This is a genomic window from Kaistella carnis (assembly GCF_003860585.1).
In the GTDB taxonomy this organism is placed as follows: Bacteria; Bacteroidota; Bacteroidia; order Flavobacteriales; family Weeksellaceae; genus Kaistella; species Kaistella carnis.
This window is the reverse complement of the sequence record NZ_CP034159.1, coordinates 2,448,646-2,460,822: the sequence shown is the minus strand read 5'-3', so window position 1 is coordinate 2,460,822 and position 12,177 is coordinate 2,448,646. Positions and strand designations below refer to the sequence as shown.

At 37.2% G+C, this 12,177-nt stretch carries 11 protein-coding genes; 8 read left to right on the top strand and 3 right to left on the bottom strand.

The window, feature by feature from the left end; all coding sequences use genetic code 11:
* Positions 1–143 precede the first annotated feature (143 nt).
* From EIB73_RS11475 to EIB73_RS11455, 5 genes are all read left to right on the top strand, one after another.
* The gene (locus EIB73_RS11475; protein ID WP_380219178.1) at positions 144–536 is read left to right on the top strand and encodes a GxxExxY protein; all 393 of its coding nucleotides are present in this window, start codon (positions 144–146) and stop codon (positions 534–536) included.
* 75 nt (positions 537–611) lie between these two features.
* Positions 612–1,547, top strand: coding sequence for a 2-hydroxyacid dehydrogenase (locus EIB73_RS11470; protein ID WP_125025408.1), 936 nt, complete (start codon positions 612–614; stop codon positions 1,545–1,547).
* A gap of 80 nt (positions 1,548–1,627) precedes the next feature.
* Positions 1,628–2,887: a serine hydrolase domain-containing protein gene (locus tag EIB73_RS11465; protein WP_125025407.1), complete on the top strand. Its 1,260-nt coding sequence runs from the start codon at positions 1,628–1,630 to the stop codon at positions 2,885–2,887.
* A gap of 28 nt (positions 2,888–2,915) precedes the next feature.
* The gene (locus tag EIB73_RS11460) at positions 2,916–4,610 is read left to right on the top strand and encodes an Ig-like domain-containing protein (RefSeq protein ID WP_125025406.1); all 1,695 of its coding nucleotides are present in this window, start codon (positions 2,916–2,918) and stop codon (positions 4,608–4,610) included.
* A complete protein-coding gene (locus EIB73_RS11455) occupies positions 4,607–5,065 on the top strand; it encodes a heme-binding domain-containing protein (protein WP_125025405.1) in 459 nt (152 codons plus the stop codon). The genes EIB73_RS11460 and EIB73_RS11455 overlap by 4 nt, the downstream gene beginning before the upstream one ends.
* Before the next feature lie 60 nt (positions 5,066–5,125).
* Here the strand turns inward: EIB73_RS11455 and EIB73_RS11450 are convergent, their stop codons facing one another.
* From EIB73_RS11450 to EIB73_RS11440, 3 genes are all read right to left on the bottom strand, one after another.
* Complete coding sequence (locus EIB73_RS11450; RefSeq protein WP_125025404.1) at positions 5,126–5,458, bottom strand: hypothetical protein; 333 nt, start codon at positions 5,456–5,458, stop codon at positions 5,126–5,128.
* A complete protein-coding gene (gene panB, locus EIB73_RS11445) occupies positions 5,458–6,273 on the bottom strand; it encodes a 3-methyl-2-oxobutanoate hydroxymethyltransferase (RefSeq protein WP_125025403.1) in 816 nt (271 codons plus the stop codon). The genes EIB73_RS11450 and panB overlap by 1 nt, the downstream gene beginning before the upstream one ends.
* A gap of 64 nt (positions 6,274–6,337) precedes the next feature.
* Positions 6,338–7,051, bottom strand: coding sequence for a Crp/Fnr family transcriptional regulator (locus EIB73_RS11440; protein ID WP_125025402.1), 714 nt, complete (start codon positions 7,049–7,051; stop codon positions 6,338–6,340).
* 91 nt (positions 7,052–7,142) lie between these two features.
* Here EIB73_RS11440 and EIB73_RS11435 point away from each other — a divergent pair, with 91 nt between their 5' ends.
* The 3 genes from EIB73_RS11435 (at position 7,143) to ccoN (ending at position 12,157) form a co-directional block, all read left to right on the top strand.
* Positions 7,143–9,533 carry a heavy metal translocating P-type ATPase gene (locus EIB73_RS11435; RefSeq protein WP_125025401.1) on the top strand — a complete coding sequence of 797 codons (2,391 nt, stop codon included), beginning with the start codon at positions 7,143–7,145 and terminating at the stop codon, positions 9,531–9,533.
* 117 nt (positions 9,534–9,650) lie between these two features.
* Entirely contained in the window at positions 9,651–9,872 is a 222-nt protein-coding gene (gene ccoS / locus EIB73_RS11430; RefSeq protein ID WP_125025400.1) for a cbb3-type cytochrome oxidase assembly protein CcoS, read from the top strand.
* Between the two features lie 5 nt (positions 9,873–9,877).
* The gene (ccoN, locus tag EIB73_RS11425) at positions 9,878–12,157 is read left to right on the top strand and encodes a cytochrome-c oxidase, cbb3-type subunit I (protein WP_125025399.1); all 2,280 of its coding nucleotides are present in this window, start codon (positions 9,878–9,880) and stop codon (positions 12,155–12,157) included.
* The last annotated feature ends 20 nt before the right edge of the window (positions 12,158–12,177 follow it).

The following is a 12,177-nucleotide window of genomic DNA, read 5'->3' as shown; positions in this document are numbered from 1 at the left end:
TTTTACCACAAATTACACTAATAAATACGCACAAATGGCACTAATATTTCAAAATGAAATAATGATTCTAAGTAATTTGTCATTTGTTGAAAAAATTAGCGATATTAATGTTTAGAAATTACAAACACTAATAATGCTAAAAAATGGATATCAATATTTCTGAAAATGAAATTTCTAGAATCGTTTATGAAGCCGGATATATGGTTCATAAGGCGCTTGGTCCTGGTTTATTGGAAAGTGCTTATGAAGAATGTTTATTCTATGAAATCAGTCAAAATGGTTTATTTGTAGAAAAACAAAAACCAATGCCGCTCACTTATAGAAATGTAAAACTAGATGTTGGTTATCGATTAGATATTTTAGTGGAAAGAAAGTTTGTGGTTGAGATTAAATCTGTAGAAGAATTACATGATGTTCATTTGGCCCAAATTCTAACTTATCTTCGTTTAAGCAATTGCAAACTTGGAATGCTGATTAATTTTAATACTTCACAATTTAAGCACGGTGTAAAACGTGTAATCAATGGGCAGCTATAATTGTGTCATTTGTGATTAGATTAGTGTCATTTGTGTTTAAAACAACTTTCACGAGCATTCATAACCGAAAAAAATATGAAAATCTTACTTCTCGATAAAAATCATCCTTTAATTACGGAACAACTTACAGCCAAAGCTTTTTCGTTGGTTGAAGATTTTACTTCATCTTATGATGAGGTTTTGGCCAAAATTGAAGGCTATGACGGCATTATTATCAGAAGTAGAATTCCGGTTGATCAGAAATTCATCGAACATGCAAAAAATTTAAAATTCATCGCTCGTGTTGGTGCCGGCATGGAAAACATTGATGTAGCGTTCGCACAAAAATCCGGAATTGAGCTTATCAGTTCTCCCGAAGGAAATCGTGATGCAGTGGCCGAACAGGTTCTAGGTATGCTTCTTATATTAATGAACCGATTATTTATTTCATCCCAGGAAGTAAAGAACGGAATCTGGAAACGCGAAGAAAATCGTGGCGAAGAACTGCTTGGCAAAACCGTGGGTCTCATTGGGTACGGAAATATGGGAAAAGCAGTTGCAAAGAGGCTTTCAGGTTTTGGTTGCAAAGTTATTTTTCACGATATATTACCCAATATTGCAGATGAAAACGCCACGCAGGTAACTTTAGAAATTTTAAAGAAAGAAGCGGATATTTTAAGTTTACATCTTCCGATTACGGACGAAACCCATTATCTGGTGAATAAAAAATTCATCTCAGAAATGGCGAAAAACTTTTACTTTGTAAATACGGCCCGAGGGAAAAATGTCAACACGAAAGATTTAGTTCAGGCGATTAAAAATGGGAAAGTCAAAGGTGCCGCTTTGGATGTTTTGGAATACGAGAAATCCTCTTTTGAAAAACTGGATGGCGAAAATGAAGATTTACAATATCTTCTGAATTCTGAAAAAGTAATCGTTACACCACATATTGCCGGTTGGACCATAGAAAGTAAGGAGAAATTGGCGCAGGTGATTGTGGATAAAATTCTGAGGAAATTTCCTCAATCTTAACAAATTTTTATGACTTCGGTCTTATCGGTTTTGTACTTTATCCCTTATATTGCGGAGATTTTTAAGACAAAACCTTTTTAATGAAATTTTCAAATTCCTTATTCCTTCTTCTCTTTTCTGCGTTTATTTTATTCTCCTGTAAAAAAGAGAATGCAAAAGAAGAAAAAATTAACACCTCTTTACCCAATTACGGAAACATTGATTTGGACAATATTTTCCACAGGAAAGACAGGCAGTTACAAAATAAGGATTCCATTGTTTCAGTGATCGACAGTTACTATAAAAATGTCTGGGAAAATGGCGATTTATGGGGTGGTTTTCTCGTGGCGAAAGGCGATAAAATTTTATACGAAAATTACCGTGGTTTTGCTCAAGCAGACAAACAGGAACCGATCAATGACACTGTTGCACTTCATGTTGCCTCAATTTCTAAAACGCTCACCGCGATGGCAACTTTAAAACTGGTAGAATCAGGAAAAATTACACTGGACGATCCACTCACAAAATATTTCCCTAAATTTCCCTATCCGAAGGTTACCGTATTTACATTACTTAGCCAAAGAAGTGGCTTGCCCAAATATGAACATTTCATAGAAAAGATACAGCCTCAACCGGCAGAACTTTCAAAAAAATATCTTACCAATCAGGATATTCTAAATATGTTGATTCAATATCAACCGGATCTTGCGCGCGAAACCAATACAGGTTTTATGTATTGCAATACCAATTACGCCATGTTAGCTTTACTGATAGAAAAGGTAACTAAAACTCCCTTCCCGGAGGCGATGAAGCAAATGGTTTTTCAACCCTTAAAAATGAAACACACCTACATCTTTAAGGAAAAAGATACGGCAACAGCAGCCAAATCATTCTATCAGCGCGGTCCCAGAGTTTATCCTTACGACCGGCTGGATTTGATCTATGGTGACAAAAATGTGTACACCACTCCAAGAGATTTATTAAACTTTTCAAAAGCCCTATTTGCTAAGAATTTCTTACGTCATGATTTGCAGGCGATGATTTATGAGCCCTACAGCAATGAAAAACCTGGAGTAAACAATTATGGACTCGGCTTCAGGATGAAGATTTTTAACGAAAATGATAAACTGACTTATCATAATGGTTGGTGGCATGGAACCAATTCTGTTTTCGGACATTTATTAAAATCACAGGTCACGATTATTGCAATCGGCAATAAATATTCGAGTCGCGTATATACCGCACTGGCACTTTCCGGACTTTTTGAAAATTTCCCGTATGAAAGGGAGAAAATTCAGAAAAGCATGGGCGAAACAGATACGCTGAAACAGAACCAACCGAATGACAGTTACAGTGAATAAATTTCTTAATTTTGCACAAATCTGTTTCATGAAAAGATTCTTTTTTCTATTGCTCCTCAGCATCATCCTGGCCTCTTGCGCACGCGTTGGTTCACCTGTGGGTGGCACAAGGGACAGTATTCCGCCACAGGTCATTGGCAGCAATATCGACAGCCCAAGAGTTAATGTGCAGAGGGATATCAGAGAACTCAGAATTACTTTTGATGAATATATTGCATTAAAAGACATCAATAAACATCTCATTATTTCGCCACCTCTTCGCAAAATTACAAAAATACTTCCTTCCGGGATGGCTAATAAATATCTGCTCATCAAATGGGAAGATACATTACAGGAAAATACCACCTATAACTTTAATTTCGGTAATGCGATTGTAGATAATAACGAAGGAAACCCACTTGGGTATTACAACTTTGCATTTTCTACGGGACCAAAAATCGACAGTCTTTATATTAGTGGGGAACTCAAAAGCATCTTTAAAGATCAAGAAAAAACCACTGAAGAAGGAAGTTTAGTCGTCGGTCTGTACCAGGAAAAGGATTCGATGGATTACCGTCAAAAACCGTACTACATTACGAAAGCAGATGCCGATGGTTATTTTGAACTCAATTATTTGTCGCCTGGAAATTATCGAATTTTAGCATTTGAAGACAGCAATTCGAATTCTGTCTATGATATGGGGAAAGAGAAGGTTGGATTTATGAAAGATAAAATAGTTCTGGATAATAGTATCTCGGGTCTCAACATCAATCTTTATCCATCCAGAAAATCGGTGAAGTATGTTGAAATGAAGGAAAATCCAGGCGGAATTCTAATGACTTTCGAAGGAAATCCTGAGAAGGTTGACGTCCTTTCCTTAAGCGATAAACTGCGTGATTATAAAGTGACACACAAGCCAAAATCTGATTCTGTATATATTTGGTTTGATGCCACTGCACAAAATGTTGGCGTTGCAAACAATGAAAATCTAAAATTCAGTTTTGATAATGGCGTAAAAAAAGATTCGGTATCTCTTTTCTACCGCTATAATGCGAAAAATGAAATGGTGCTTAATAACAGCGGCGGAAATCTATTGCCGCCGGGTAAAGATTTTGTCATTACCTCTAATTATTTCGTTGATAAGATTCAGCCTGAAAAATGGACTTTGGTTTCCGATAGTATTCAACAGGATTTTAGGGCAGAAATTGATGAAAAAAATCCTTTTGAAATTCATATAAAATCCAACTTCAAAGAAGGAAAAAAATATTCATTGACCATTCCGAAAGAAACCGCCTCTTCATTTTACGAGACGACTAAAATCTCAAAACGCTTTGATTTTGAAGCGGATAAATTAGAAAATTATGGCGAGTTTGTTTTAACTCTGGAAAATGCTCCAACACAAAAATTTTGGATCCAGTTCATTACAGAGCGTGGAGATATCGCATATTCCAGATATGTTAATGAATCGAAAATAGATTTTAAATCGCTGAAACCAGGAACTTACGAGCTGCGTATTTTAGTCGATGAAAACAATAATGGAGTTTGGGACTCTGCGGATTTTGCCGACGGTGTTTTCGCTGAGCCTGTTTATATCTTCGAGAAGAAAATTGAAATACGACCACTTTGGGACATCCGCGAAACCTGGAAGCTGCCTCTAAATAATTTGGAAACTGATTCTGCCACGGTCACTCCTTTTAATAAGGAAGAGATCACAAAACCTTTAACCTCGGAAAATAAGGAATGAAAACTTTTTTAAATATTTTATATTGGTTCCTCATTGTCGTTGCGGTGATTCAGTTTATCCCAATCGACCGCATGAATAAGCCTGTGAATAAAAAAGCAGATTTCGTGAGAATTTATAATACCCCGCAAAACATACAAAAGATCTTAAGAAAAGGATGTTACGATTGTCATTCAAACGAAACTGTTTATCCGGATTATGCTTATGTTGCACCCATTTCATGGTCTATTAAACATCATGTAAATGAAGGTCGGGAACATCTTAACCTTTCTGTGTGGGGCGATTTAAACCGCGATCTGAAAAAGAGTATGCTCGAAAAATCGGTACATTCTATAAAAGATTATACGATGCCGATGCCGGGCTATATTTCTAAACATCCGGACGCCAATCTGACAAAAGCAGAAAGAACTTTGCTCGAAAATTACTTCGGTGATATTCTTAAAACCGGGAATTATTAAATAAAAAAACTTTCAATAATTATATTGAAAGTTTTTTTTATAAAGTCCGATAATAAACGGTTATTGATTTCTGGTTAATTTCGGTCTGCTAAAAATCGACATTAATACGCCACCAAAAAGTCCGATGGTCTTGATCACTGCCAATTGTGAGTCTGGTTTCATAAACGCTCCCACGATACACAAAGCTGCTGCAGCATACATTGGGTACACAAAATTCTTATTGGTTAAGGTTGGCGCCTGCAAAAAGAAACTCGCTCCTATTAAGATATAAAATAGTTTATCATATAAAAAGTGATTAATCTCCGGCGAGAAAAGATTAAAAAATCCCACCACAATACAAATAAGTGCTGCGATGGATAATATTCCCTGTAAGGTTGTTGTATTGGTATTCATTAGTAACTTTCTTTTTCATTCGGGAAATCCCCGGTTTTAACATCTTTTACAAAACTGGAAACTGCTCCTGTAATCTCAGTATATAAATCTAAATATCTTCTTAAGAATTTTGGCGAGAAATCTTTATTCATTCCGACCATATCATGATAAACCAATACTTGCCCGTCGCATCCCGCACCTGCACCAATTCCGATAGTAGGAATGGAAATGCTCTCAGAAACTCTCTTCGCCAGATCAGCTGGAATTTTTTCTAAAACCAAAGCGAAGCAGCCCAGTTCTTCAAGCAGCTTTGCATCGCTCATTAGTTTCTCCGCTTCTTCCTCTTCTTTTGCACGAACTTTATAAGTTCCGAATTGATAGATCGACTGTGGTGTTAAGCCCAAATGTCCCATCACGGGAATTCCGGCATTGATGATTTTAACGATTGATTTCTGGATTTCTTTTCCACCTTCAATTTTAATGGAATGTGCGCCTCCTTCTTTCATCATTCTTACGGCAGAATCCAAAGCTTTCTCCGGATTACTTTGGTAAGAACCAAAGGGTAAATCTGCAACGATTAAAGCTCGTTCAACACCTCGCACCACACATTGGGTATGATAAATCATTTGATCTAAAGTGATGGGCAAAGTCGTTTCATGACCAGCCATCACATTTGCAGCAGAGTCGCCGATAAGAATTGCATCAATTCCACCTGCATCTACCATTTTCGCCGTAGTATAATCATACGCGGTGAGCATGGTGATGATTTCTTTGTCGAATTTCATTTTTCGCAAAGTCTCTGTTGTGATTTTTTTTATTTCTGAATGTACAGACATAATTTAAATTATTGTTTATGATTAATGATCGAACAATGAGACCTCACAATTCAATCATCATTTATTATATAATTACATGACCTAAGCGAACTAACTTCTCGTGGTTCAGAATTTTGATATTTCTGCCTTCCACTTCAATTAATTTGTCCTGCTTAAATTCGGAAATTAAACGAATGGCACTTTCTGTTGCAGTACCAATAATATTGGCAATTTCTTCTCTGGTCAAAGAAATCTTGATGAATCCCTCCGGATCAGTACCTAATTTCTGCTCCAGTAATAATAAAATTTCCGCAAGTCTTTCGCGTACAGTCTTTTGTGCAAGGAAAGTCACGGTATTTGAAGATTCCCCCAGTTCGAAAGCTATTTTTTGTAGCATTACAAACGAGAGCTGCGGAACTACTTCTAAAAGATGAAGAAAAATATCGGAGGGTAAAAAAGTAGCTTCAATCTCCGTCATGGCTTCTGCTTTTGCCTGAAAATCTTCACCACAAAGCAACGATCGGTATCCAATTAAATCACCGTCTTTAATAAAACGCAGAATCTGATCTTTACCATAAACCCCTTGTTTAGATAACTTAGCGGTTCCTTTGTTCAGAAAATAGACACCATTCGGCGTTTCCCCATCCTCAAAAATAATTCCGCCTTTATGAAATTTAAGAGATTGCTTTCTAGCAATATACCTTTCATAATCTTCTGGGGAAAGTTTTTCTTTAAAATACTCATCGTTAAAGACTTGGTGAAGTCTCTCCTCGATTAGAGCATGATTTTGTAGTGACATAATAAGATGACATTTATCAGCAAAAATAGGATATTTAAAACCCTGATACAAATATATTTATCATAATTTTGCCTCTTAAACTTTTAATAAATTGTCAGAAAACTGTTTTCATTGCGGTCAAATTATCGAAAAAGAGCGTATTGCATTTGACGAAAAGATCTTTTGTTGTAACGGATGCAAGTCAGTCTATGAAATCCTGAATATGAATGATTTAGGAAATTTCTATAAACTGAATAAAAGTTCCGGAATACGGCCAAACGATGACAACACCTCACAGTTTGATTACTTAGACACTCCGGAAGTTTTTACAAAAGTCACTGACTTCTCTGAAGGCAATACGACTTTGGTCACTTTAAAAATTCCCGTTATTCACTGTTCTTCCTGTATTTGGCTTCTGGAAAGTCTACATACGCTGAACAAAAATATCAATTATTCACAAGTTAACTTCACGCGTAAAAACGTTCAGATCTCCTTTAATCATAATGAACTTAAGTTGAGTGAACTTGCGAAATTCCTTACCAACTTAGGATATAAACCCGTAATCAATTTAGAAACTGCCGATAAAAAAGAGGAACATTTTGATAAAACCTTGGTGATCAAATTAGCGATCGCAGGTTTTGCCTTTGGGAACGGAATGTTTTTCAGTTACCCGGAATATGCAGAGCAGGTTATGGGAACCACCGACTTCTGGATGGAGCAATATAAACACCTGTTTCGTTTTATCATGTTTCTTTTAGCAACTCCGGTTGTATTTTATTCAGCTTCTGATTATTTCAAATCGGCTTGGTTCGGGCTGAAAAATAAAATTGTGAATATTGATGTTCCGATCGTTCTTGGAATTCTAATGCTTTATGGCAGAAGTATTTACGAAGTGCTGACCGATTATGGTCCCGGGTATTTTGATACGTTATGCGGACTTTTGTTCTTCATGCTTTTAGGAAAACTTTTTCAGAAAAGAACCTATGACGCACTTTCTTACGATCGGGATTATAAATCATTTTATCCAATCGCAGTTACCAAGGTGGATTTCAATGATAAACAACAGAATATTCTGCTTAATGAGTTAAATGTGGGCGACCGAATTATGGTTCGTAACCAGGAAATTATTCCGGTAGATGCCATCTTAATTCAAGGCGAAGGAAACATCGACAACAGTTTTATTACCGGGGAAAGTGCTTCTATTCCTAAAAAGCCTGGCGACAAAATTTTTGCAGGCGGAAAACAGGTAGGCTCCGTTTTGGAACTGGAAGTGATAAAAACCGTAAATCAAAGTTATCTGACGCAGCTTTGGAATAAAGAAGCCTTTAAAAAATATGAAACAGGCCTGGATACGATGACTAATGACATCAGTAAATATTTTACTTTTATCATTTTAGGGATCACTTTATTAGCGGGAATCTATTGGGGGCGACAGGATTTCGAAAAAATGTTTCAGGTAGTCGCTGCCATATTAATTGTTGCTTGCCCTTGTGCTCTGGCGCTTTCGGCTCCATTTACTATGGGTCACATTATGCGGATCATGGGACGCAATAAATTCTATGTGAAGGACACTTTAACCATCGAAAAATTAGCCAAGATTGACACTTTGGTTTTTGATAAGACCGGAACGATTACGCATAATAAAAAAGCAACCATCGTTTTTGAAGGTGCGGATTTGCCAGACTTTGACATAAAGAATATAAAAAGTCTCTTAAAAAACTCCAATCATCCACTATCGAAAAGTCTTTATGATTTTCTGGAAATTGAAGATGAATATTTACCTGTTGAAAACTTCCTGGAAACCCCTGGGAAAGGTTATTCTGCAACCGTCAGAGGGAAAGTTTATAAAATCGGGTCCGCTTCATTTACCGGACAGCCGCCTCGAAATTTAGAAACTGCAGTTCATATTTCCTGTGACGATCAGTATCTCGGAAAATTCATATTTACTAATGAATACCGGCCAAATACAGCCGGAATGTTTTCAGAATTGAAAGATTTTAACCTTCATATTTTAAGTGGCGATAACTCCTCGGAAGAAGAATATTTAAAAAATCTGGTTCCAACAGTCGAGGAAATACGATTCAATCAAAGTCCTGAAGACAAGTTGAATTTCATAAAACAGCTTCAGGATAAACATCATAAAGTCGCCATGATGGGTGATGGTTTAAATGATGCCGGAGCACTCAAGCAAAGTAATGTCGGAATTGCCGTAGCAGACGATACGCACTCCTTTACGCCCTCTTCGGATGTTATTATGGCAGGGGAGAAAATGAATGAATTAAAAAAATATTTTGACCTGTCGAAAGACGCCGTAAATATTGTGAAATTCACCTTCGCTATTAGTTTATTTTACAATGTAATTGGTTTATCCTTTGCGGTAACGGGACATTTATCACCATTGGTGGCGGCCGTGCTAATGCCGATCAGCTCCATCAGTGTGGTCATATTCACCTCCCTTGTAACTTGGATTCGGTCTGCTAAATATTTCCAAATCAACAAATAGACTTTAATAATTGAGTTATTTAGAAATATTTTAAATTAACAATATTTAACACGAAGTGAGGAATATCATAATTTTTAAGTAAATTTGACGCAGTTAATACCTAAATTTGCACAGACGATGGAACTCTTATATTTAATGATTATATGCAGTGTTTCTCTGGCCGCTATTTTTTTGGTTATTTTTATAATAAGTACAAGAAATGGACAGTTTGAGGACGATGAGGCGCCGGCAGTCCGAATTTTATTGGATTCAGAAATCATAAAAGAGGACCCATCAACTGTAAATAAAGAAACGTCGAAAGAGCAAGCAAATAGAAAATCAGAAGAAAAAAGTGATTAGTTAATATGGAAACACAAAAGTTTAGTTATGACAATAACATTGTGCGGGCATTCCTTTATGCAACAATAGTCTTTGGTATTGTTGGATTTTTATTAGGACTTACCGCAGCCTTAATGTTATTCTATCCAGAACTTCCGGAGTATTTTTTTGGAACTGACGATGCTACCATCGCAAGTTTACAAAGCGGAAATCTACAAGGTTTGATCAATACGCATGGTGCGTTTGGATTTGGCCGTATCAGAATGTTGCATACCAGTGCAGTAATTTTTGCTTTCGTTTGTAATGGTTTCTTCGCGGGAGCTTATTACTCATTGCAAAGACTGCTTAAAACCAGAATGTATAGCGACACGCTTTCCTGGATTCATTTTTGGGGATGGCAGTTAATGATTGTAGCCGTGGTGATTACTTTCTTGATGGGAATTAACACTTCAAAAGAATACGCAGAACACGAATGGCCAATTGATATTTTAATCACGGTGATTTGGATTGTTTTCGGGGTAAATATGTTTGGTACCATTCTGAAGAGAAGAGTTCGTCACTTGTATGTTGCGATTTGGTTCTACTTAGGAACTTGGGTTGCAATTGCAATGTTGCATATCTTCAACAACTTAGAGGTTCCATTAACTTTTACCGGCTGGAAATCTTATTCAGCTTATGCCGGTGTTAAAGATGCCTTGGTTCAGTGGTGGTATGGTCACAATGCGGTAGCGTTCGTATTGACAACACCAATTCTTGGTTTGATGTATTACTTCTTACCAAAAGCTGCCGACAGACCGGTTTTCTCTTATAAACTTTCAATTATTCACTTCTGGTCATTGATCTTTGTTTATATCTGGGCAGGTCCTCACCACTTGCAGTACACTGCAATCCCAGGTTGGGCACAAGCTTTAGCTACAGGATTCTCGATCATGCTGATCGCACCATCTTGGGGAGGAATGCTAAACGGACTTTTAACTTTGAGAGGTGCTTGGGATAAAGTACGTGAAAACCCTATCTTGAAGTTCTTCGTTGTAGCGATTACCTGCTATGGTATGGCGACTTTTGAAGGACCACTATTAGCAACTAAAACTTTAAATAAAATCGGTCACTATACAGACTGGGTTATTGGTCACGTTCACGTAGGAGCGTTAGGTTGGAATGGTTTCATGACTTTCGGAATGATCTATTACCTTCTACCGATCATGTGGAGAACCAAACTATGGTCAGTAAAATTAGCCAACTGGCACTTCTGGCTGGGGACTTTAGGAATTATTTTCTACGCAGTTCCTTTGTATATCGCAGGATTTACCCAAGGATTGATGTGGAAACAATTTAATCCGGACGGAACATTAGTTTACAAAAACTGGTTAGATACCGTTACGGCTATTATTCCTTACTATGAAATGAGGTTCGTAGGTGGATTACTTTACATCTCCGGTGCAATCTTAATGTGTGTGAATGCGGTAGCTACAGTTAGAAGCGGTTCATTCCAGAAAAATGTACCTGCGGAAGCACCAGCTTTAGCAAAAATCAGCAACAAGAGAAAAGAAGGAGAAGGACTTCACCTTTGGATCGAAAGAATGCCGACTTTGCTTACAGTACTTTCATTCGTCGCAGTTGCGATTGGTGGATTCTTAGAAATCGTACCAACTTTAACCATTAAAGAAAATGTACCCACAATTGCAGCAGTGAAACCTTATTCACCACTGGAACTTGAAGGTAGAGATTTATATATCAGAGAAGGCTGTAATTCTTGCCACACGCAAATGATCAGACCTTTCCGTGATGAAGTCGTACGATTCAACGGTAAAAACGGACAGTATTCAAAAGCTGGAGAATTTATTTATGACCGACCTTTCCTTTGGGGTTCAAAAAGAACGGGACCGGATTTGCATAGAGAAGGTGGTAAAAACCCAAGTTCTTGGCATTACAAACACATGTTGAATCCAAGAGTAACATCTGCAGGTTCCATTATGCCACGTTACCCATGGTTAATCGCGAGAGATCTGGACAGAAGTCAAATGGTAGACAAAGTCAAACTCATGAAAAATGTATTTGATGTACCATATACCAAAGCTCAGATTGATTCAGCAGATGCGTGGGCAGATAACCAAGCTGCAGCGATCGTAAAAGACATCTATGCTGAAGCGGCCGATGTGAAGAAAGCATATGAAGACAAAAAAGCAGCGGATGGGGCGAACTTTGTTCCATTAGAGAAGAAAGAAATCGTTGCCTTGATTGCTTACCTTCAAAGGTTAGGAACAGACATTAAAACAACAGAAATTAAAACTGCCAGTACGAACTAATTCATTTAAAAACTGCATTT